Source organism: Haloarcula sp. JP-Z28 (genome assembly GCF_011440255.1).
GTDB lineage: Archaea > Halobacteriota > Halobacteria > Halobacteriales > Haloarculaceae > Haloarcula > Haloarcula marismortui.
In genome coordinates, this window is the sequence record NZ_JAAOHT010000024.1 from 1 (window position 1) to 22,910 (window position 22,910).

General features: G+C 57.8%; 20 protein-coding genes and 2 CRISPR repeat arrays. Of the genes, 7 read left to right on the plus strand and 13 right to left on the minus strand.

From position 1 onward, the window contains the following. Window positions 1-425 precede the first annotated feature (425 nt). Window positions 426-887 (plus strand): hypothetical protein, encoded by a 462-nt coding sequence (locus tag G9463_RS10840; RefSeq protein WP_165896691.1) that lies wholly within the window; start codon window positions 426-428, stop codon window positions 885-887. 159 nt (window positions 888-1,046) lie between these two features. Then, window positions 1,047-4,087: a CRISPR direct-repeat array (repeat unit 30 nt; unit sequence GCTTCAACCCCACGAGGGTCCGTCTGTAAC). A gap of 104 nt (window positions 4,088-4,191) precedes the next feature. On the opposite strand, the gene cas2 is transcribed toward G9463_RS10840, so the two are convergent. From cas2 to G9463_RS10885, 9 genes are all read right to left on the minus strand, one after another. After that, window positions 4,192-4,455, minus strand: a complete 264-nt coding sequence (cas2, locus tag G9463_RS10845) for a CRISPR-associated endonuclease Cas2 (protein WP_165896692.1) — start codon at window positions 4,453-4,455, stop codon at window positions 4,192-4,194. A 2-nt stretch (window positions 4,456-4,457) separates the two neighbouring features. After that, window positions 4,458-5,450 (minus strand): type I-B CRISPR-associated endonuclease Cas1b, encoded by a 993-nt coding sequence (cas1b, locus tag G9463_RS10850; protein WP_165896693.1) that lies wholly within the window; start codon window positions 5,448-5,450, stop codon window positions 4,458-4,460. 2 nt (window positions 5,451-5,452) lie between these two features. Next, a complete protein-coding gene (locus G9463_RS10855) occupies window positions 5,453-6,025 on the minus strand; it encodes a CRISPR-associated protein Cas4 (RefSeq protein ID WP_165896694.1) in 573 nt (190 codons plus the stop codon). Then, a complete protein-coding gene (locus tag G9463_RS10860) occupies window positions 6,022-8,631 on the minus strand; it encodes a CRISPR-associated endonuclease Cas3'' (RefSeq protein ID WP_165896695.1) in 2,610 nt (869 codons plus the stop codon). The genes G9463_RS10855 and G9463_RS10860 overlap by 4 nt, the downstream gene beginning before the upstream one ends. A 1-nt stretch (window position 8,632) precedes the next feature. Beyond that, window positions 8,633-9,430, minus strand: a complete 798-nt coding sequence (gene cas5b, locus G9463_RS10865) for a type I-B CRISPR-associated protein Cas5b (protein ID WP_165896696.1) — start codon at window positions 9,428-9,430, stop codon at window positions 8,633-8,635. A gap of 2 nt (window positions 9,431-9,432) precedes the next feature. Continuing rightward, window positions 9,433-10,506, minus strand: coding sequence for a type I-B CRISPR-associated protein Cas7/Csh2 (cas7b, locus tag G9463_RS10870; protein WP_011222267.1), 1,074 nt, complete (start codon window positions 10,504-10,506; stop codon window positions 9,433-9,435). A gap of 1 nt (window position 10,507) precedes the next feature. Beyond that, window positions 10,508-12,640, minus strand: coding sequence for a type I-B CRISPR-associated protein Cas8b/Csh1 (cas8b, locus tag G9463_RS10875; RefSeq protein ID WP_165896697.1), 2,133 nt, complete (start codon window positions 12,638-12,640; stop codon window positions 10,508-10,510). After that, complete coding sequence (gene cas6, locus G9463_RS10880) at window positions 12,627-13,439, minus strand: CRISPR-associated endoribonuclease Cas6 (protein ID WP_165896698.1); 813 nt, start codon at window positions 13,437-13,439, stop codon at window positions 12,627-12,629. The genes cas8b and cas6 overlap by 14 nt, the downstream gene beginning before the upstream one ends. 206 nt (window positions 13,440-13,645) lie before the next feature. Then, a CRISPR array of direct repeats spans window positions 13,646-16,690; the repeat unit is 30 nt; unit sequence GCTTCAACCGCCCAAGGGTCCGTCTGAAAC. 115 nt (window positions 16,691-16,805) lie between these two features. After that, entirely contained in the window at window positions 16,806-16,994 is a 189-nt protein-coding gene (locus G9463_RS10885) for a hypothetical protein (RefSeq protein WP_165896699.1), read from the minus strand. A gap of 106 nt (window positions 16,995-17,100) precedes the next feature. Here G9463_RS10885 and G9463_RS10890 point away from each other — a divergent pair, with 106 nt between their 5' ends. Then, window positions 17,101-18,717 carry a hypothetical protein gene (locus tag G9463_RS10890; RefSeq protein ID WP_165896700.1) on the plus strand — a complete coding sequence of 539 codons (1,617 nt, stop codon included), beginning with the start codon at window positions 17,101-17,103 and terminating at the stop codon, window positions 18,715-18,717. A 144-nt stretch (window positions 18,718-18,861) separates the two neighbouring features. Here the strand turns inward: G9463_RS10890 and G9463_RS10895 are convergent, their stop codons facing one another. The 3 genes from G9463_RS10895 to G9463_RS10905 form a co-directional block, all read right to left on the minus strand. Then, window positions 18,862-19,182, minus strand: coding sequence for a hypothetical protein (locus tag G9463_RS10895; RefSeq protein WP_165896701.1), 321 nt, complete (start codon window positions 19,180-19,182; stop codon window positions 18,862-18,864). A 223-nt stretch (window positions 19,183-19,405) separates the two neighbouring features. Further along, entirely contained in the window at window positions 19,406-19,657 is a 252-nt protein-coding gene (locus G9463_RS10900; RefSeq protein WP_165896702.1) for a hypothetical protein, read from the minus strand. Further along, window positions 19,654-19,950 carry a hypothetical protein gene (locus tag G9463_RS10905; protein ID WP_165896703.1) on the minus strand — a complete coding sequence of 99 codons (297 nt, stop codon included), beginning with the start codon at window positions 19,948-19,950 and terminating at the stop codon, window positions 19,654-19,656. The genes G9463_RS10900 and G9463_RS10905 overlap by 4 nt, the downstream gene beginning before the upstream one ends. A gap of 199 nt (window positions 19,951-20,149) precedes the next feature. Between G9463_RS10905 and G9463_RS10910 the strand changes: the two genes are divergently transcribed. Beyond that, entirely contained in the window at window positions 20,150-20,314 is a 165-nt protein-coding gene (locus G9463_RS10910) for a hypothetical protein (protein WP_165896704.1), read from the plus strand. On the opposite strand, the gene G9463_RS24505 is transcribed toward G9463_RS10910, so the two are convergent. Beyond that, window positions 20,311-20,550, minus strand: a complete 240-nt coding sequence (locus tag G9463_RS24505) for a MarR family transcriptional regulator (RefSeq protein WP_011222263.1) — start codon at window positions 20,548-20,550, stop codon at window positions 20,311-20,313. The genes G9463_RS10910 and G9463_RS24505 overlap by 4 nt on opposite strands. Window positions 20,551-20,773: 223 nt before the next feature. On the opposite strand from G9463_RS24505, the gene G9463_RS10920 reads away from it, so the two are divergent. The 4 genes from G9463_RS10920 (at window position 20,774) to G9463_RS10935 (ending at window position 22,881) form a co-directional block, all read left to right on the plus strand. Continuing rightward, a complete protein-coding gene (locus G9463_RS10920; protein ID WP_165896705.1) occupies window positions 20,774-21,454 on the plus strand; it encodes a transcriptional regulator in 681 nt (226 codons plus the stop codon). After that, window positions 21,451-21,771: a PadR family transcriptional regulator gene (locus tag G9463_RS10925; RefSeq protein WP_165896706.1), complete on the plus strand. Its 321-nt coding sequence runs from the start codon at window positions 21,451-21,453 to the stop codon at window positions 21,769-21,771. The genes G9463_RS10920 and G9463_RS10925 overlap by 4 nt, the downstream gene beginning before the upstream one ends. Window positions 21,772-22,369: 598 nt before the next feature. Beyond that, window positions 22,370-22,669 (plus strand): hypothetical protein, encoded by a 300-nt coding sequence (locus tag G9463_RS10930; RefSeq protein ID WP_165896707.1) that lies wholly within the window; start codon window positions 22,370-22,372, stop codon window positions 22,667-22,669. Further along, a complete protein-coding gene (locus tag G9463_RS10935) occupies window positions 22,669-22,881 on the plus strand; it encodes a hypothetical protein (protein ID WP_165896708.1) in 213 nt (70 codons plus the stop codon). The genes G9463_RS10930 and G9463_RS10935 overlap by 1 nt, the downstream gene beginning before the upstream one ends. Window positions 22,882-22,910 lie beyond the last annotated feature (29 nt).

The window sequence follows — 22,910 nt, forward strand, 5'->3', positions numbered from 1 at the left end:
ACTTGAGCAATCGGCACAATCTCACCAGTGAAGCGGGAGATTTGTGTCATAGGCAACCGAATCATCCCGCTTCAACTCCTTTGATTTAGCGACCTATCCCGACGCCGTCTAGTGATTCAACAGAGCCCCAACATCCATGCTTGGATCCGTTCCGTACGTGAGGGTGGGGCCGCCATTCCTGATTGTCGCGGTACGGCTGTTGGATCGCTGGAGGGGTCGGAGGGCATATTCGGCGTCAACATCCCAACGCAAAAAATTCTTATCAAGTAGCCTGCAATAACTCCGTCCACAGCATAATGGTTCTATCACTCGATCAACTTTGCAGCGCCGTTTCTATCCTTTGATTGTCAGTTATTGCCGGAGGGCGGCCTATTGGTTTCCCCTAGGTTCTTTAGCGTACCTGCTACCGTCTAGAGTATTCACCTATGAGTCAGGCCACACTCGGGTCCCCCTACCGGAATTCTGACCTTTTTGCGGGCTACTATCTCGACGAACGGGTCGCCGACCCGGACGACTGGGAGTGTGACGACGACGCGGCGCAAGCCTTCGAGGACCTCCAAGCGCTCTGGGAAGGCGAAGGCGACCTGCTGCCGTCGTACAACGAAGACGAACTGCTGGGTGCATGGATCGACGAAGTACTCGATATCCTCGGCTTCGACACGCTGCAGGAGACGACACTCCCGGACAGCGGCGGGTACAACGACCGCTTGCTCTTCGAGTCTGCTGACGCCCGGCGAGATGCGGCGCGACAGAAACGTGACGGCAACACCGAGGGCATGTACGGGCTGTCGGCGGCCGTGCTTGAGGCCAAGCAGTGGGACGCCGATTTCACCGAGCGGTTTAGCGAACAGCGCTTCTATCGCGATGCCTCATACGGAGTTGTGTAGCAATTTACCGGTGTCCACCCACCTCGGAGCCGGTGTAATCCGAAAATAATCTACACTAATCCGTATCACACCAGATCAAATACTAAGCCGTTTGTGCCGGTCGCCGTAGACGAGGTCGGTGGTAACGATAACCTTCGATAACTGTGATGCGGGCGAATTGCTTCAACCGCCCATGGGTCCGTCTGTAACCCGGACGTAACAGTCACCGGCGACGGGTGGGACCTGCTTCAACCCCACGAGGGTCCGTCTGTAACAGAGTTTTCTTTCAGCGTTTTGTGCTGGTCCCGCCAGCTTCAACCCCACGAGGGTCCGTCTGTAACGGTCGGCGAAGGGTACGCTCCTAGCAGCCGCAGCGAGCTTCAACCCCACGAGGGTCCGTCTGTAACTATCCTCCTCGTCGTTGCGGCTCTTGGGCCCGGTCGGCTTCAACCCCACGAGGGTCCGTCTGTAACTCCTGAATCACGTCGTGGCGGTCGGACCACGAGACCGCTTCAACCCCACGAGGGTCCGTCTGTAACATGACAAACCAGACGAACAGGCCCATGATGCCACTGCTTCAACCCCACGAGGGTCCGTCTGTAACGGGGGACCTTCAGGACCGCGCCGATTCCGAGCCCGAAGCTTCAACCCCACGAGGGTCCGTCTGTAACGACGAGGTAAACCAATGGGAACGCTAATCACTGGAGGCTTCAACCCCACGAGGGTCCGTCTGTAACGCGTCGGGGTTTCATCGCCGCAGCCGTCGCACTCGCTTCAACCCCACGAGGGTCCGTCTGTAACCTGCGATGCAACTACTCCATAAGTGTGGGGCGGTTGCTTCAACCCCACGAGGGTCCGTCTGTAACTCACATCTAACCGTGGTTTGTCGTTGTATGCTCCTTGCTTCAACCCCACGAGGGTCCGTCTGTAACCACACTTGGCGCGCTGCTCGTCGTGCTGACGAGTCTGCTTCAACCCCACGAGGGTCCGTCTGTAACCCGTGAGGTCCGTGTTATTGTGTAGGAACGTGACGGTGCTTCAACCCCACGAGGGTCCGTCTGTAACCCTCGCGCTAGCTATCCCGGAGACATGGACATGGCTGCTTCAACCCCACGAGGGTCCGTCTGTAACCCGAGGACCTCTGGGGGCAGTACTGGCATCGGCCCGCTTCAACCCCACGAGGGTCCGTCTGTAACCGTGCGTGACTTCCTCCAGAGTCTTGACCTCGCGGTGCTTCAACCCCACGAGGGTCCGTCTGTAACCTACCCGCTGTCCCGGCTGTGGAGACCGAACGGATGCTTCAACCCCACGAGGGTCCGTCTGTAACCGGTTGATCGCAGTCGACGACCATTCCCAGCCGCCGCTTCAACCCCACGAGGGTCCGTCTGTAACCTATAAGTCCGGGCCACCATGATGGTACTATGGTGCTTCAACCCCACGAGGGTCCGTCTGTAACCGTGACGCAGTCAGAGATTTCACCTCAGAAGGCGTGCTTCAACCCCACGAGGGTCCGTCTGTAACTACGCGCCGGCGGTCAGCGACTCGACCGGCGACTCGCTTCAACCCCACGAGGGTCCGTCTGTAACCAGCAAGACTCGGGGGCTGGCGGCAGAGCGGACCGAGCTTCAACCCCACGAGGGTCCGTCTGTAACTGACGGCTCACCCACTTGCGACACGCCTGGATGTGGGCTTCAACCCCACGAGGGTCCGTCTGTAACGGCCGCCGACCCGAACACCCCCGCCGTCACAATCGCTTCAACCCCACGAGGGTCCGTCTGTAACTCCATCGATTATTTTCTGTTTGATCTCCTTGGCCGAGCTTCAACCCCACGAGGGTCCGTCTGTAACTCGGCCACACAACCACGGACGACGAAGCCGGCGCGCTTCAACCCCACGAGGGTCCGTCTGTAACTCCATCGGTGCCTGCCTGAGCACGGATGTCTCCGCGCTTCAACCCCACGAGGGTCCGTCTGTAACTTGCCCCTTCCTCATACTAACCTGCCTATCTTGGGCTTCAACCCCACGAGGGTCCGTCTGTAACCACTGGACAACATTACTCATCTTTCACACCCCAACTGCTTCAACCCCACGAGGGTCCGTCTGTAACAAGCGGTCGCGCCGTACCTGGTCGAGGCAATCGAGGCTTCAACCCCACGAGGGTCCGTCTGTAACTAGATGATAACTTCCTTGGCGTTGTCGGCCCGGACAGCTTCAACCCCACGAGGGTCCGTCTGTAACGTGGTATCGCTTGCATGGGCCGCAAATGCACCCCGCTTCAACCCCACGAGGGTCCGTCTGTAACCAGCGTTCCGCCACGCGCTTAGGTCGTTAGACTCGCTTCAACCCCACGAGGGTCCGTCTGTAACGCGGCAACTGCGGTGAGCGTGTGATGGCGACGCGGGCTTCAACCCCACGAGGGTCCGTCTGTAACCCGGCGGCACCTCCAACCCGATATCCTCGGGTTCGGGCTTCAACCCCACGAGGGTCCGTCTGTAACACGGTTCTGTGGCGTGTTCTCTCAGTCATATGGCTCGCTTCAACCCCACGAGGGTCCGTCTGTAACCCAGTGTTTGCGTTGCTGGCAGTTTTCCGAATCTCGCTTCAACCCCACGAGGGTCCGTCTGTAACAGGGGCCGAGATTCATTGGTCCACCTCGACGGGCCGCTTCAACCCCACGAGGGTCCGTCTGTAACACGGCGAGACCAATGACGTAGCGACGGTCCATGCCGAGCTTCAACCCCACGAGGGTCCGTCTGTAACTGTCCTTCGCGAGCGCGGCGATGACGAGGTCGCGTGGCTTCAACCCCACGAGGGTCCGTCTGTAACACGCCGTCGAGCGGTACATTCGACTCTCCCGCTCGATGCTTCAACCCCACGAGGGTCCGTCTGTAACACGTCCCAAAGTCGAAACTAATCTCGTGGATAACAGCTTCAACCCCACGAGGGTCCGTCTGTAACAGTTTTATTGTTTAACCAACGCAACGGTTTTGTATGGCTTCAACCCCACGAGGGTCCGTCTGTAACGAGATGAGCTGATTGGGCGCGCCGGTTCCGAGCCCGCTTCAACCCCACGAGGGTCCGTCTGTAACTCGCTGGTGAAGTCCCGGACGGCGTCACGCGACGGGCTTCAACCCCACGAGGGTCCGTCTGTAACCCGCTGAAACAACCGCAGAGTAACACCTATGTCAGACGCTTCAACCCCACGAGGGTCCGTCTGTAACCATGCCCGATTTCCGGGACACAGCCTATTTCTAGCCTGGTTTCACTTCACTATTTTCGTCGACCGCCAATACCCCCGCAACCCCCCGGGGGTCGACGAAAATACCTAGAGGAATTGTTGGTCGTCCATTGGATCGTCACCGTACACGGATCGCTCGACATAACTCTCCGAGTCCATCCGATAAACCATCACGGATTCCCCTTCCTCAAGCATTGATTGGAGGGTCTCTTTGACTTCAACGAGTGTCCCCTCTGTGAGCTCGCCCTCGAATACAGAGTTCTGTACGTGCGTGAGATACCGCCGGAGATATTTGAGAAATTTCGGTGTCCGATCGGCCTGTACGTCGTAGACGATTATCGCGTACACCATGGTTACCACCACCGCTTGAACGGGACATACTCCTCACCAGTGAGCAGGTGCTTTTTTAGTTTGTACACCTCGACTCGGAGCAAGTACTGGTAGCTCACCTTCCTGTTCAATCTCGGATGATCAACGGTCTGCTCTAGGCTTTCTTCGAACGCTTTTGAGAAGGTTTTCCGTCCGTTTTCGTTGAGTAGACAGCCGTTGAGATCCGACTCGAAATCGTCGAGTTGTAGCTGATTGCGGTTGACGACGCGAAAGATGATTCGGTCGGCCAAGAGCGGCTTGAACAGATCTGCGATGTCGAGAGCGAGCGAGTACCGCCGCTCGCCGGGTTCGTGAAGAAAGCTCACAGCGGGGTCAAGCGCGGTCGCTCGGATTGCCGAAACGACGTTGGCGTAGACTAATGAGTTACCGAACGAGATTAGACTGTTTACTTCATTGTCTGGCGGGTTGTATTGCCGACCGCCGAAATTGAACCCATCTGGGAGTACATCGTCGAAGATTGAGTAGTACGCCTTTCTAGCAGTTGCCTCAACCCCCATCAACTCGTTTGTATCCATCTCGTCGGAGAGCGATTCAGCTTGGGCTTCTAAACGGTCGATGATGGCATCGAAATCGTAACCACGGTCGTCGTAGTACTTGACGTTCGCTCGCATGTTGTGGATGCTTCCCTCGATGAACTGACGGGCGATGGCACGTCGCCGGGTCGAATCGTCATAAGCTCTGACTTGTTCGACCAGCGTCTGTCCAGATGTCTGCCCCCGCTCAGGCATGATCGAACCTGCGTAGTAGTCATTCCAGCCAAAGACGTGTATCGCAACGCCGACGTCGTTGAGAAACGAGACGAGCCGAGTATTATAGTCAATCTGCCCATGTAAGAACAGCGCTTCGGCGTTCTCGATTGGCAGGTACTTTTTTTCGCCGTCCTCAGTGACGAGGCGGATCGTGTCGTTGTGTCGTTCAAGACGGCCGTCGGTGAATATGTGATAGTTATCGTTCATGACTAACAGCTCCAACAAAAGTCGTGGTATGCACAGGATTCACAGAACGGCTTTTCTTCCGCAGGCGGTGGCGAGTCACTGGTGGTGACGTCGTAGATGCCGCGGATTGCCTCTTCGACCCACCTGGTGTTCTCATCGGTGAGTGTCACAGTCTCGCGTTTGCGCTCCGTCGGATGGGCAAGTACGCCCTCCCGTTCAACGCCGACGACCTGATCAAGATACCAAAGATAATAGAGTAACTGGAGTTTTGCTGGTTTGATGAGTGATGAGGTGGGCTTCACCTCCATCACTCGACCGTCGTCCAAGACATCGATAGCGATGGTTCCGTCGATGGATACGTTACGACGCTTGTCGTCGTATGCACTCTCGTCGACCTGTGTACCGCGGACGACTGCGGTGTTGTCTCGGTCGATTTCGAGATGCCGCGAGGCGAACCAGAGCTCCCGTTCACAGACCTCATAGTACTGCATCATCACGCCGGTAACGTGAAATGGGTCGTTGACGGCCTCATCACGAGCTGAACGGAGCAGTTTCTCAACTGGATCCTCACTATTGTCTGTCCTCGATTCAGTCATATGAACTGATGTGCTACGGTGCTATCGGGAACGATGAACCCCGTTCGTTGATCGAAATGGTTCTCGAATCGGCGGACGTCGAGCACGCGGACGCCAGTTGCCCGATTGAATCGCTCGTTCTTGACCAGCGGGACGAGGCTGTTGAGTGCTTCTTTCGTCTCGTCATCGCCGGGATACACCGGCACAGAGATACGGAGCGGCTTCGTCTCGTCGATCGCATCACTGAACGCATCGAAATCGTATGCATTGGCGGCGTTTCGTACTGATTCAACGATTTCGTGGTCTGCATCTGTCCGGCAAATCACTACATCGACAGATGGCCGTTGGTCGATGAGCGATAGGTCTGAAAGTTTGTCGGCCCGTGCGTTATCGACGTAGTCGGCGTAGGCCTGTTTCCCGACGCACTTGTCGTCGTGGAGCCGGTCGTAATACCGTTCGACGGCGTCCCTAGCAACCGCTCGTTCCGTCAGTTCGCCGTCGTCGGAGCGAACCGACGCCAAGGTGTCGGCAGCAACAGGGAGTAACGACGTGCCACGATTGTAGACGGCTTCTGCAGGCGTCTTTTCGACGTCGGGCGGTGCTGCTAGCCACCAGACGGTGACGTGGCCACGGTCACGCTCGAACGAGCGGTTGCAACGTCCGGCAGCCTGCACGACGCTGTCGATGGGTGCCAGGTCCCGGTACACACGATCAAAGCTGATGTCGACGCCTGCTTCGATGAGCTGTGTCGAGACGACGGCGACCGGGTGTCCAGCCTCTGTAAGTTCTTTTGCGGCGTCAACGAGCGTCAACCGATCAGCCGGCCGCAGCCGCGTGGAAAGATGAAGGATGGCGCGGTCGCCGACAGATTGTACTCTTTTCGCGACATCCTCACCGGTGGTAAGTTCCTTCTTGTGGAGTACATCGTCGTACTGCTCGGCGACATCGACTGCGTTTGGGGCGTTCTCGACAAGCCTCTCGGTGAGATGCCGAGCGCTGTCGATGGTGTTACAGACTGCTAGTGCTGAGGTACCCGCTATCAGTTGCTCGGACAGGTTCGTAGCGGCGTCTTCGTAAGATTTCGGGTCTCCCTCATTCCGTGCCTCAATGTAGCGGTCGGTTGACGCGTCGAGGTGGTACGATACCCGTGAGACTTCCTCGAAGTACTGTTCCGGGTCCTCGACAAGTTCCGGTGATTCGGGGAACAGTTTCGGTTGAGTCGCTGTCATGGCAATGACGGTCGCCCCGAACTGCTCGGTCAACATCTTGACGAGGCGCGGGACGATCTTCCACCAGTCAAGCGGGAGACTCTGTGGCTCGTCCAGCACGACAACACTGTTCCGTAGCGCTGGCAGCTTCATCGACTGACGGTTTCCGGGTCCCGCGAGGCTTTCGAACAACTGAACGAACGTCGTCACGGTCAGCCCGGCGCGCCAACTCTCGCCGAGCATCCCTGCGACATCGTCTGAGCGGTCCGCCTCATCCGCGTCGGCGTTGTCCTCAATGCTGGCGTCGGCGAGGTGGTGGTGGGCCGTAAGTAGGTGCGGATGGTCATCGGTATCGTATATGCCCGAAACATCGTCGACGACTTGGTCGATAACGCTCGTGAACGGCAGCGCATAGATAACCCGCTTGCCACCGAGGTTATCTCGGATATCCAGTGCCGCCGACAACCCAGTGAGGGTCTTTCCCATTCCCGTCGGGAGCGTCAGCGTCGCCACACCGCCACCCGCTTCGGCGAGATCGGCTGCATTATCGAGGACGTCCTCGCGAGCTATCGACCGCAAATGGTTGAGCTGCTCTGACTGACTTCCATCCGGGTCAGCGCTCACAACTGTCTCGATGTCCGCGATGTGATCGTCGAGGCGGCTGAGCGACGGCTGGTCCTCCGCGTACGTTTCAGCGACGTTCCGCGCACCGGCAGCGCTGGTCTTGTCCGCGAGGACGAGTGACCCCCAGCACTGGATAACGAGTCCGTAACAGGACGAAGAGAGGGCGTCTCGATCGGTACCAGTGGTGGTGCCGGTCGCTGCAACCGTGTCAGCGATGTCATCAAGGAGTTCACCGAACCCGTCACGAAACGACACCCACCCCTTTTCACCGCCGGTTGCCGCTTCGAAGACGGTGCTGACCAGTTCCCGTGCATTCTCGTCGATATCTTTTATTTGCCTAGCGACGGCGTTCTGCCGCCGCTCTGTAGAGTTCCGTTCTGTTGGCTCGACATCCTCGCGGCGATGCGCTCGGGTGTGAATGTAGTCCGCGATATCTGGGAGGCTTCCGTGGTGTTTCGCGACCGCGACAAACCCCGCCAAGCACGTCTCGGTGTCGAATCCGCGGGCATCGAGCGCGAAGTACGCGGCGAACGCGCCCAACGGCGCATGGTGGCGCAACAGTTCCTTGTCTGGCTGCTGGTCGTCGAGAAGGTAGTCCTGAAAAAACGTCGTTGCCTTCCCGAGATCGTGGACGTACCCGAGTGTCTCCACCACTGGCCGGAGCGGTTCGCCGGTGGGTGTCCGCGCGCCCGGTGGGACCACGTACTCGACACGTGCAGCCACGTCATTCAGGTGGTCATCGAGCACCACTCCCTCAGATCCGTTCTCCGGCGGATGTGAGTAAATAATGGTCATCTCAGACGAACACCACAGTCCGTCCGTCGACCCGGGACGGTTGCATATTTCGCACCCTGAGGGGTTCTGCATCCGGGTTGTATGCGTATGTAGTGAACGCTGTGGTCGTCCGACCGCCCGCATCAGTCGTCATGAACGCCGGTGACTCCTCGATGCCACAGCGGGTATCCGAGTCAAGGACGACATCGTCAACAGCGTTGGGGAGTATGGAGTCGACTGAGACGACAGTGTCATCTGGACCCTCTTCGATGGTAAACTCGCCGTGGAATGATATATTCGCGAGGTGTTCCGAGAGGCCGAGGCTTGGGACGTAGTGGGACCGACCGGCTTCTAGGGTCTGCCGAAGCTCTCGGTACGTTTCGCTGTCGGCGAGCGCAACGTCGATTCGGTACGCCGGGTCAACGAGCACTTCGTAATTGTGCTGCTGTCTGAGATCCGTCGGGTCCGGAAGCTTCACGCTGAGTTTCCCGCGGCTGTTGAGGGATTTGAGGTTATCCGCTGCGGTCGAAAGAGCATTTACCGGCATGTTGAGCGTTCGCAGTCCTCGAACCGGTTCGATGGCGATAGCCGATCGGCCGGGCGCGAACAGATCGTAGTAGCCATCTCGCTCGATTCCAAGAACAGCTGCGAGGAGGCCAGCAACAGTCGTTCTGGGCATCACCCGATACGTCTGCTTGACCACGTTCCCCTCGACGCGCCGGAAGTGCCCCCACGGTCCACGGACTGTCAGCGAGAGGCACCGCTCCGGAGACCAGTCGGAGTCCGTCTCCGACCACTCGTCGAGCGATTCCTGCGACATCGTCACTCCGCCGCCGGCAGCGTCTCGAGGTGTTCGTCGTACACGTCGATGATCTCAACGCGGTCAGCCCCGACGGCATCCCGGAGCGCGTTGTATAACAGTTCCGGCCCGCCCGGCTCACCCTCATGCGTGAATTGCAACACGTCACTTGCGACTACGCGGATGCGTTCGACTTGAGCACCCGCTCCGTCGAGTCGGTCGACGAAGTCGTCAATCTCGACAGCGAGATCCCGAACGTTCCGGAGATCCTCGTCGTCCTTCGACGCTTCCTCGTCGAGTCGAAGGTCCTTGTCCAACCCACCGAGGTGGAAACTCTCGTCAGCGTACTCCACGCGGCAGTAGAGGCGTGGTTCCTGTCCGACCTTACTCCGGCTGATGGTCTGATTCTTGATGGCGCGCCAACAGAGTGTATCAAGCCGTTCGACGTCTTCTTGAGTGAGTCTTGTGTCGGCTGCGCCGTGTTCGTCGACTAATCCGTGGAATCGGATGAGTCCGTACTGGATACGGTGGTCGTCGAGATCGAATCCTCCCTGCTCTTTACCTTCTTGAGTTGCGATGACGCTGGTCAGACTGTCGTACTCCTCGTTTTCATTGACTGCGTGCATCGTTTTGCCGGGCGAGAACTGAACCGGCCCGGTAAAGTGATCCGGGAGATGCTTGGCGTACACGTCATCCGTATCGACGGACATCGTTGCCCCGAAATACCGGACATCGGCACTTTTCCGTAAGTACTCTCCGAAGACATCCTCACGGAACTGTTCAGCTTCCTCGTCGTCGTCGAGGTCGTAGCTGTCGTAATCGACGGATTTGAGACGATCTTCGAGCAGGTCGGCCCGAGTGTACTGCTCACCCTCCTCTTGGACGTTCCGGATATAGACTCCGTGCCCGTCGTCGTCCAGTTGGTCCCTGAGATATCGTTTCAACCGGACATCAGTGACGATTGCCTGCTGAGTCTGTGGGTCGATGCGTGGCCGGTTCGCGCTGCTCAGCGGGTTGCCATTCGGGTTCGCGTCGACGGCGTCGTACAGAAAGACGATTTCGGAGCGATGCTGGGCGATGTCGGTGGTGTCTGTCATATCAGATGTCCTCCTCAGTGTCGTCAATTGCCGTGCTATCCCACTCCGGATGGTCGTTCATCCCATAGGTGACCCCCAGCGCATAGTAGAAGCGGAGGTCGTCGGTATCGAGATCCCATTCGTCGGGATCAGGTTTGAGGATCGTCTCGCGGAGCCGCTCGACGACGTGCTCGGCCTTTGTTCCCGGGTAGCTCTGACCCGCTTTCTTTTCTTGGCGGGTGTATGTGAGCGTCTTGCCGATGGTCTCCTGTGTCACCTTCTTGATTCGCGACTTGGTGATTGATTTGACTGGGAACTGATCAACAAGTGTCGTAGACCGGTCTTGGTCGTACTCCTGATAGCTCCCGATCTCGCCAACCAGCGCACCGAGCAGGAACGCACCGCGTCGCTGGTCGTTGTGAGGTGCGTCTTCGTCAGGAGCGAGTGCCGGCGTATCTTCGATGAACGATTCGAGCTTTGCCGCCGCGGGATGGCCGCCGTCGGCGGCGAGTATGTCTGTTGGTGGTTCCATCGTCTGTGTATCGTAGGTCGGTTCGCGCGTGATCGGTTCTTTGGCCGCGTCGTCGGATGTCAGTAGGTCGAGTTTGTCTGTCGCGAGTGCACATAACTGGGCGAACTGACTGGCGACGCGGAACGACGGGAAGCCTTCGACGTCGTCGTCGGTCTGTTCGGTTATAATGCGTGCAACATATTCTTCGAGCAGCGTTTCGACCGAAATAGCATCGCCGCTGAGGACGCTGACGAGCGCCTCAATACGGGGATCATCTGCGTCGGCATCGTCGTCGTCGCGCTGTGCGAACGTCTGAGCGAAGTACCACCCCGTCGAGACGGCATGGAGTTGCTCGTCACTGCCCGCAAGCAGATCCCAGTTCGGGTGTGTCGGCATCGGCGGTGTCCATTCCGCCCCGGAGTGGAACGCGGCTGACTGCTGCACCAACTGGTTGTGCTTGGTTGCGAGCTCTTTGGGATAGAGCAACCGGCCGTTCAGCGTCTCACCGAAGACATCGTACCGCGACATCTGGTGTGGCATGACAGCGGAGACGTAGAACCGGAGTTGGGCGTCACCAAACAGCGTATTCCGGTTCTCGTACTGACGTTCGATAGGTGTCATGCCGTCGTCTTCTGTCGTCGCATCGTAGAGTAGTTTGTATAGGTCGAACGCATCTGACGTTGAGATGGTCCCCCAGACGTACGGAAGACAATACACCTTCGTCCCAAACGCGCGGTACGTACATGCCTCGACGAACGTGCCGGCATTCATCACCGTCACTGCCGCGTCTTCGGAGATCGGATGGGTTCGCCACGCCTCCTCGATGTCTAGGCCGGGGAATTTCTCCAGTTGTTTGCCGAGGTAGTAGTTCTGAGGGTCCTCAGAGGTTCCGACGGTCCGAGTCGAAGTCCCGGTGACGATATCGGTGGCCTGTCCCGAGGAGTCGTCGGCCTTGTTCTTCGTGACCAGTTTCGAGAGCTTACGGCGGCGCATCGCGGCCAGGAACACGTCACGCTCTGCAGGCCAGAGGTAGTCACCGTCTGGGTCAACTTTCACCTGCACCGTGAGTAGCGCCGTTGTCGACTCGCCGGCCAGTTCTCGCTTGACCGCCTCCTCGATGGCATCCAGGGTGGCCTCGTCCTCGCTGAGTTCGGCGAGTGCTTCGACGATATAGCCGTCCTCGTGTTCAGTTGCTGCCTCCTGCACAACCTCGTCTTTCGCCCATTTTGTTAGCCGCTCCTTCGCGTAGCGGGCAAGCTTCTCGGGACCACTGTTACGGCCAGCCTGATGCGTGACGCTATGGTCAATACCGCGTGCTGCTGGGTACTTGCAGTGAGCTACCTTCTCGACGCGGTCGTCAGTGTATTTTGTTACCCAGACCGGGCCTCGATCGTCGGTCGCCAGCTGCGGTTCATCACCTGAAAGATCCACACGGACAACGATGAGGCTGTCTTCGCTATCGACGAGGTCGCCTGCCTCATCGGGTGTGAGATATGCGGCGTAGTCGCCACCGCCTGCTGTCGCCAGCGTATACAGTTTGCCGTAGAGATACTGGAGCGAGCGTAGCGATGTGACCGGGCTGTCCGGTAGTTCATCAGCCAGCGTGTCCGCGTACCGCTCGCGGAACTGCTCAGGGGAAAGCATTCTCTCCCTCCAGTTCCGTCTCGTCAGGGCGCGTTTGATCGGTGATGTTGATGAACCCAAAGCCCAGCGAGTTGCGCTCGCCGAGGCCGACATCCAGCGCGAGATTAAGATGCCGTCGGTGGTCGTCGTTCCGGACGGTGTAGTCGAAGCGCCACTTACTGAGCACCCACTCTTCTGTCCGACCAGTCGTTGGCGTCACGGGAATGGCGAAAGTCTTGATCAGCTCGTAGCTGTCGAAGAGGTCGCCATCGACATCGGAGGGGCCCGCCAGATAGTCGGGCATGTAGAGCCGATGCTTCTTATCCAAGTTCGCTTCGAGTTGGGTCCGAAACGGTTCTAGAGTATGTTCTGGCCGCCAGAACTCGGCTTGGTCGTGGTTGACGTCCATCCCGTAATCGTCGAAGCGCCACGGCGGAATCCGGACAAGCACGCCCGTTCCGGTTTCGATGGTGCCGCTGGTGCCGGGCTCGCCGACATCGGGGGCGAGTGGCGAGACATCGTCGACGTGGAAGGGCATCTCGCCGATATTTAGCTCCCGGTCGTGCGTGAGGTCCTCGGCGATATGAGCGAGCAGGGATTCCTCGGGCGAGGCAACCAGGAGCGTTCGTTCGTCACCCTCGTCCATGTCCCGCGGCGGGAAGGGGTTGCTGTATACGAATGGTTTTGGCTGGTTTTTGTCGTGGAGGGCGTCGTATTCGCTGTCTTTGAGGGCCTGCCAGATGCGGCCCTGCAGCTTGTTGTGGTACGTATTGTCGTAGGCGGCGTCTGTTCGCGCAGAGAGTCGTGTGAGAATCCGCACTGGTTACATCACCAACCATGGAGGAGTTGCTTGCATATCACTATCTATATCAGTTGGGTGGTAAATAAATGCCAGCTTTGCGGAATGAAAGTGGAATTGGCTTGTAGGGGCTCTGTATACGTTTAATTTCTACACTCCCACTATATTAACTGTTGTATGGATATGTCTGCTGTTGGGATATTTCTCCCTGCGACACAAGTCCGTCTGCTTCAACCGCCCAAGGGTCCGTCTGAAACGCGGGGACCGAACTGGGCGTCTCAAGCACAGAGGGAGCTTCAACCGCCCAAGGGTCCGTCTGAAACAAGCAGGGCACCGGCTTCGAGATGCACCGTGGCGAGCTTCAACCGCCCAAGGGTCCGTCTGAAACAAGCAGGGCACCGGCTTCGAGATGCACCGTGGCGAGCTTCAACCGCCCAAGGGTCCGTCTGAAACACTCTCGGAGTACAAGCGCGGGATCGAGGAGGTTCGCTTCAACCGCCCAAGGGTCCGTCTGAAACTTCCTCGCGGAGAAGGACGAAGCGGTTGTCCGCGTTGCTTCAACCGCCCAAGGGTCCGTCTGAAACCCAAGCGATGAGCCAGCGGCAGGACGATGTCGACGCTTCAACCGCCCAAGGGTCCGTCTGAAACCAAATCAAAAGTGCGACGACTGCAAACCCGACTGGCTTCAACCGCCCAAGGGTCCGTCTGAAACTCGCTGGCAAAGACGGCAGTGACGGCGATGAGATTGCTTCAACCGCCCAAGGGTCCGTCTGAAACACCAGCGAAGACGCGAGAGACGACAAGTCAAACTGGCTTCAACCGCCCAAGGGTCCGTCTGAAACCGGAAACAAATCACGCACAAATACGATCCATTGCAGCTTCAACCGCCCAAGGGTCCGTCTGAAACGGGAGTTTCCGCCGCAGAACACGCTGCTGTACGTTGCTTCAACCGCCCAAGGGTCCGTCTGAAACCAGGACCATCAGACCGGCATCACGGAGTGGTCAGAATGCTTCAACCGCCCAAGGGTCCGTCTGAAACCAGCCAGAGCCGTCGATAACAGACGAGGAAGTCTGCTTCAACCGCCCAAGGGTCCGTCTGAAACCCGCCGTCGGTCGCGATAGGTGGCTCCTCGTCGCGCTTCAACCGCCCAAGGGTCCGTCTGAAACCCGCTTGAGGTTGAGTTGATATATCCGCCAGACTCAAGCTTCAACCGCCCAAGGGTCCGTCTGAAACCCGAAGCCCTCAAAACAGTTGCCGGTGTCACATTTGCTTCAACCGCCCAAGGGTCCGTCTGAAACTCGAGGATGGGGTTGACTTCGACGACATCGAGCGAGGCTTCAACCGCCCAAGGGTCCGTCTGAAACTTGCCGGGCCACGGATTACGGTTGACCAAACGCAGCTTCAACCGCCCAAGGGTCCGTCTGAAACAGTTGCCGTCTATAATGACGAAACTCAGCTCATTAGCTTCAACCGCCCAAGGGTCCGTCTGAAACACCACTACAACATCTCGTGTACGACCGAGGTGTCCGCTTCAACCGCCCAAGGGTCCGTCTGAAACCATTTTCGTCCATCTCGGGCTCGGAACTGGTCAGGGGCTTCAACCGCCCAAGGGTCCGTCTGAAACCAGCGGTGACATGGTCAAACTCGACCTCAACGAGGCTTCAACCGCCCAAGGGTCCGTCTGAAACTACCTCCGGGGGCGGCTGGGACTACATCCAAGCTGCCGCTTCAACCGCCCAAGGGTCCGTCTGAAACTCATGGGAAGCGGCACGACCGCCGTCGCCGCCATCCAGCTTCAACCGCCCAAGGGTCCGTCTGAAACGAGCAAGTGTGAGTTCGGGAAGTGCGACAACGACGGCTTCAACCGCCCAAGGGTCCGTCTGAAACCCGTCGCCGAGATGCCACGCCACGGCGGCGAGTCGGTGCTTCAACCGCCCAAGGGTCCGTCTGAAACTTGTTGGTCTATCCCGTCAACGACGTGTCAAAAGTGGCTTCAACCGCCCAAGGGTCCGTCTGAAACCGACAGGCAGGTGCATCAGTTACGTCACGTCGCCTCGCTTCAACCGCCCAAGGGTCCGTCTGAAACCGTCCGCGCAAGTCCCTTCGTCGCCTTTGTCGAGCTTCAACCGCCCAAGGGTCCGTCTGAAACGAGTTGTTGGTCGGCGGCGACGTTGTCGCATCAGATGCTTCAACCGCCCAAGGGTCCGTCTGAAACGATGTTCTCGGCGGCGGACAGGCCCGGCGGGGCGATTGCTTCAACCGCCCAAGGGTCCGTCTGAAACGAACTCGTCGGCGACCAGTTCCTCGGCCAGCTCGTCGCTTCAACCGCCCAAGGGTCCGTCTGAAACGAAGTCGCCCACGACCTCGGCTTCGTAGTCGATATTGCTTCAACCGCCCAAGGGTCCGTCTGAAACTTGCTGAGTTTTGAGGGTCATCGTACTCTGGTTCTGAGCTTCAACCGCCCAAGGGTCCGTCTGAAACGCTGCTGAATGGTCTGGCCAGTACGTCCGCGCACAGCTTCAACCGCCCAAGGGTCCGTCTGAAACGATGTTGTTCCAGCAGGAGCACATCGAACAGATACGGCTTCAACCGCCCAAGGGTCCGTCTGAAACCGTCGCCGTCGACGCCCCCCAGCGTCACGCGGCCGACGCTTCAACCGCCCAAGGGTCCGTCTGAAACAACTGACGAACAGTCACAGTTCCTCGAAGACATGCTTCAACCGCCCAAGGGTCCGTCTGAAACGTCCTCGTCGAGCCGCTCGCGGATGCCGTCAGCCTCGCTTCAACCGCCCAAGGGTCCGTCTGAAACTACACGTACGTCCAGACCTCCAAGCCCACGGGGGCCGCTTCAACCGCCCAAGGGTCCGTCTGAAACCGGGCTCGAAGCCCTCGAAGCGGCCGAGGCGTCCCTGGCTTCAACCGCCCAAGGGTCCGTCTGAAACTCTACGGTTACAACGACCCAGAGGGTTCCGCAACGCTTCAACCGCCCAAGGGTCCGTCTGAAACACGAACTCCCGCTGTCGCTTGTCCGCCAGCACGGGTCGCTTCAACCGCCCAAGGGTCCGTCTGAAACCACTGTCTTTGAGCAGGTAGCTGTCTACGTCAAGCTTGCTTCAACCGCCCAAGGGTCCGTCTGAAACGAGCAGTTCAGTCAAGCCATCCGAGGGAGTAGCGCTGCTTCAACCGCCCAAGGGTCCGTCTGAAACTGCGGGCTTGATCACGGCGACCTTCCACTCCGGGATGCTTCAACCGCCCAAGGGTCCGTCTGAAACCATGCCCGATTCCCGGGACACAGCCTATTTCTAGCCTGGTCTCACTTCACTATTTTCGTCGACCGCCAATACCCCCGCAACCCCCCGGGGGTCGACGAAAATAGCCATCACCGTCCTACGCCGTCGCTGCCACGTGCTGATACTCCGCTTGCGACGGCGTCGGCTGCAACGTCAACCCGGCCAGCGCCAGCTCACGTAACACCTCTGGCGAAATATCTTCAGTATCCCGCAACACAGCATCCAACGTCCATGCACCGTACTGGCTCGCACTCGGCGCGAGCACATCAACCGATTCCGTCGCCACTGCCTCACGAAGCGCCTTGGCAGCAGATCGAACACATCACCATTCCTCTACGCATTGGTAAGCTTGCAACCTACATTTTGATTAGTTTCTACTTCAATGCAAATCTGTGATCAGACGAATACTCGGAGACGGCGGCCAGACTGCACTGTTTTCTTTAGCTATCGTTTCACTGCTTCTTGTTTCGGGTTGTAATGGTTTCGCTGGTGGAGGCCTTGTGGGCGACTCTGGGCCCGGGATTTCCGAACCCCGGAGTACCGTTATCGATGGTTCCCCTGCAATCGTGTTCAACTACTCAGTAAACGACTTCTCCGACGCACTGATCCAAGGCCCAAGTGGAGAAGTAATTTCAGAAGGGAAGATTGAGCCAAATCAGACGGTTGCCGCCTTTTCATTATACTCGATGCAACCGGGATCCTACGGGATTATTATTCAACAGGGAGGTGAGACCGTTGCGCGCAAGAACATCACATTTGACGGAGCAGATACGAGAGTCTCTATCACAAATACCACCTGGAAAGGAAACAGGCTCCAAGCAGTGAATGCTACCGTCACGAACGACGGTGATATGCCAGCAAAAATAACAGAAACTGAAGTCTCTGCTCGGGGAACGACCATCAGCTCCAGTTCATCGGTCTGGGTTCCGTCAAATGGTACAGACACCGTTACCGTGTCCCCGGGATATGACAGCCTCGCAATTTCAGAGCCGGGTGATGTTCGCGGAACAGTCCGCGTGAATACTAGAAATGGATCTGTTACAGATTCTTTCGATAAAAGCTTCAAACCAGCCAATCCGACAATTGTGAGTAATGCTACGCGGTGGTCTGGACCTGAGCTCACACGTGCGACAATTGTGGTGAAGAATACCGGGGACCTACCGACTGAGGGTGAGTTCTCTATCCGATCTGGTGGCGAAACCTATGCTACGACTTACACTGAAAAGATTCCAGCGAACGATACGGAGAGATACAGTATCGCTGAGAACCCGATTCTCGAACAGACATCGGGTGGTACTACACAAGTCACATTCCTCGTAAATACCACAGCCGGATTCACCGAGACCACGGTTTCCCGCACCGCAGAAGGAGCAAACCTCACAATCCAAGATATACAGCCAGTCTGGGAGAACGGTAGGCTGAACAGGGTAATCGTTACTGCAGAGAACACTGGCGATATCGCTACTACCGCATCAGTCTCAGTGACTGCCGAAGGCTCCGAACTCGGGACAGAGCAGGTTGAGATCTCTGGTGGAGAATCTGTGGAGTATGAGTATGGGCAGAGTCTCGGCACATTCGGAGATGAAATTTACACTGTTCGTTCCGGCGGCGATGTAGAGCTTGATGTCACAGTGAGTGGTCCCTCCAGTGAAGATACTGCTACAGTAACGGAGACATTTGAGGGGGTTGACGCAAGCCTTAGCGATGTTGATGCGACTGCTTATGAGAAATATGACTCAAATGAATATGAATTCGCTTCAGCCACATTTACGATTCAGAACACAGGCGATATTCCGCTTCAATATGACACCATAGAGATCAGCATTGATGGGTCAACACAGTCAGATTCTCCATACTCAACCAGTGTAGCTGAGCCCGGGGGGAGCAAATATGAATCTGTGTACTTTGATGGGGTACTTGTAGATCCTGGTACCCACGATCTCACTGTTCGATTCCTCCACGATGGAGAGACGGTCGCGTCCACTACGACATCGGTGACCATTGGATAGTCACGAAACTCAATAGAACAGTTTCAGTTCAAAGGTGGCAGCTCACTTCAGGCGGTGATTATCACAGCGGGATGGCGAAACGAGATCGTAACTATCGGCCTTGTAGGGGTGATCGCGCAAGTATGTTAATGCGGATAGGCAGTATCAGTCCATTTGATGCTCTTTATCAATTAGTTCAGTTAGGTGCACTACATAGCCAGCCAGCCCATTCTCCATAATACCATATTCCTTAGGTGGGTTTCCTCCAACAGCGGCAGAAAGCTCTTCCTCTATTTCTTCCATCAATCCTGGCTGGCTTTTTATTAGGCTCAGGTCCACAATATCACCAAACTGGCTGTCCAACATTGAAATAGCACGCTCTTCTCGGGCAGCCTTGACAAACTCCTCAGTTGTCAGTTCTTTATTTGAATCGATTAGTTTCGCTACCTCATACTGTATCTCGACATAATCCGAGGGCTGAGACATACGCCGAATCCTCACTCTCCCAGCATATTATTTTGTTGATGTATGGTCAGGACCGACTCACATCTCTCTGAGCTGGTAGAAATCTTGACGGTCAGTTCGCATACTCACTGAGCGGGTATTTCTGGTGAGATAATGAGAAACAAACGACGGTCAGAAACCAATCAGTCATCGGCTAACCAACAGCCGTGGGAAATACCATGCCTGTGTTGGTTAGCGCTTTTGGCTACACTGTCGCCGCCACGTGCTGATACTCGGCTTGCGACGGCGTCGGCTGTAACGTCAACCCGGCCAGCGCTAACTCTCGCAACACCTCTGGCGGCACACCCTCTACGTCCCGAAGCACCGCATCAAGCGTCCATTCTCGGTGCTGACTCGCACTCAGTGCAAGCACATCAACGGACTCAGTCGCCACCTCATCTCGAATAGCCCGCGCTGCACGTCGCACCCGCTTGCGCTCTTCGACAGTGCAACTCACGCTTCAACACCTCGCACGAGATCGCCGACGAGCGACCCACCAACGTGCGGACCAATGTCCCAGCCGCGCTCCGAGCGCGTGTATTCACACCAGTCAGCAAGCGTCTCGAAGGGCGTATTTGCCAACACAACCTTCTCGGCGTCACCATCGGCCGCGATAACAGCCACGGTGAACTCGTAGCTGTCCCAGTAGTGGGCTGCACCCTCGCCGTCTACGCCGAGGAAGAGTGGTCGGCCTTGGGTGAGTAGTTCGCGTGCGGTACGTTCTTGTGGATTGGATTGCGTAGTTGCCATTGGTTCTGGATGGAACCACGCGCCTCGGTGTCCTACCACCGGGGCGATTTCGTACAAAATCGACCAGCGGCGCGTGTGTTCCTATTCTAAACTGTATATCTCGTCGGACATAAATTTTTACATACGAAGAAACTAAAGACGGTTATAAGACATGTCCCCTCGTCCAAGAACGTTCTCGAATCAAGAAGTACTCTCTTACATGAAATCGCATGATCGGCCCTTCTGCACCGCTAAGGAGATAGCAGACGAGTTCGGAGTATCAAATGGTGCGATTCTGGACAGGCTTCACGAGATGAGGGACCAGGAAAAAGTGGAGACAAAAGACGTGGGTGCCTGTGCAAAGGTCTGGTGGATTGCCGGCTAAGCTTCTGCTACCCGAACGCGACCTTCGTCAGTGAGCCAGTAGACAATAGCATTTGCACCCACTTGGCGCTCATGGAGGTACCCATCGTCGACTAACTGATCCAAGCGCTTGTTTACACCCGTTCCAGACATGTCTAGCCGGTCTGCTAGTTCCGGCGCAGTCACTATTGGTCCAGGGGCAAGTGCGACTTCTTGTAGGATTTCGTCGTCGGAGACGTCCTTCGGACGACCAGCCATTGCTCTTCAATGGCACTGTCTTGGCAAAGTAATCACCGGCTTAAAAATACATACCAATGAATTAGATTATGCGTAGAAACTTATTTGACAGTCCGGTGTAACAGTCTGAGATAGGCGACGCCTACTCTCGCACACGGCGTCCCATCGAACCCATGACCGTCCGCAAGCCCACCCACGAAGAGTCGCATCGCTCGCCAACCACTCCCCTCGCCGGAGGGAGAGCATGACTGCCTGGCACACCTGCACCGCCCTCCAGCGGGACCTCCTGAAAGGGATTGCCGACCACGACCACTACGACCGCGAGGCCACCGCTGACGCCCTCCAGATCGCCGTCGAAACCCGACGCGAAGCCACCCTCGACGACGCCCACGTCACGGACGCCCTCGCCGAGCTCGAAGCCGACGACCTTGTCACCACCATTGACGGAACCTACGCCCTGACCGACCGCGGCCAGGACGCCATCACCCAGGCCGCCCGCTCGCTGGCTATCGTCACCGGCCACGATCTGGTCGCCACCGACGGCGGCACCACCATCCCCTCACACACGGCGGCGGCCACCCAACTCGACACCGCCTTACAGGCCGCCGAACCCGCCCTCGCCGACGACGAACTCGAACGGCTTGCCGCCGTGAGTACGTATCTCCGGAACACGGACGGCTTCGTTGTCGAGACCCACGCCGAGCCCGCAATCCGCAGCCACGCGCTCGACGTTATCGCCACCACTGAAGACGGCGAGGGGGCACCCGCTGGGGACGTACTGGACACGCTCGCCCAAGAGTATGGAGCCGACCGGGCACTGACGGCGCTGCTGGACCTTCTGGTGCAGGGCGAGTGCTACCAACCCGAACCAGCCACACTGCGGCGGGTCGACACCGACGCCAGCGAGCCGGGAGGGGACCAATGACGACCTACCACGACCTGACGGGCTTCCAGCGCGATCTCCTGGAGGCCATCGCCGCCGTCGAGGACGATCCGTATGGCCTCGCGCTCAAGGACTACCTCGACGAGCGCTACGCCGACCCGATCAACCACAGCCGCCTCTACCAGAATCTCGACCAGCTCGTCGACAGTGGCCTCATCAACCGCGACGAACTCGACGCCCGCACCAACGTGTATACGTTGACTGACGCCGGCCAAGACACGCTCTACCGACAGGCCGAAACACTCGCCGGCCTGTGTGAACTGCCTCGACCCGTCGCTGACGGAGGTGACCGACAGTGACGGCAGTCACACTGACTCAGAAGCGCCGTGAGAACGCACAAGTCCACAGTGTCGGTCAGCAAACCACTGGTGACCAGCTACAGGGAGCGCGGCTGAAGCCACTCATCTGCTGGTATCAAAAACCCCCCGGGGTGCTGATCCCAAGGTGGTGCGTTGCACGGACCCGGCGGCAGGGGTTCCAGAGTCGGGAACAGCACCCGTGCAAGTGTAGACAAAGCGTCATAAATAGGTCTTGTGGCAGCCGGTCACAGCAGCGCGGTCACATGGCTGCCATGCTCGTCGCTGGACACACTGCAGGTACAGCCGCGCCCAAGACTAGCCAAAACGACCGGCTTCGCTGTGTAGGCAATGTAAGGAATGGTGGGCAGCCGGGGGGAAGTGGCGTGCAACGCACCATTGGAAGTCGTCATCCGCGACGACAGGTTCCGGCCTCGGGCCAATCGATGAGTTTGGGTAGATCCATTGGCAGATGGAACGGAGACCAGAACCCAACCGAACAATATTCACTTGGTATCAAAAACGTTTGTGATTCAGGGATACAGTACCTCGGTCTGACAACTACCGCGGGCCCACCGTCTCGTCGTTTGGAGGTGGCCCGATGACTGCCCACCCGACCGTCGGCGAGATCGTCGCAATCACGACCACCGATAGTGAGCCACTACTGGTGGTCTGTCGCTCCACCGACAGCCACGTCACAGGCGTGTTGCTTGCAGACCTCGCAATGGAAACGCTCCACCGGCTGCAGGCGTCCGAACCAGACACAGCTACGCGCCGGGAGCTAGCCCAAGCCATCGGTCGGACTGACGAGCTGATGTCGTTCACCGTTCCGCTCACAGATTGTGCGCTAGTTGAACGCGACAGCAGCTGTCCTGAGCCATTCGAGGGAGGGGATACCTAATGGCCCGCGCCGACCCATCGGCAGGGACTACGACCGACACAGCGTCGAGAGAACCCGATCAGTGGCGACTCTGCTACGTGGTCGGTGATCTCGAACACTACACCGAGTGGACCAGCGAGTTCCCCACTATCGAGAACTACTACGACCAGTACCGCCGCGGTGACTACGCGCATGACGTTGTCATCGAACGCCGGGCGGTGGTCGAACGATGACCGGCCACGGCAACCACTACGGCGTCAAC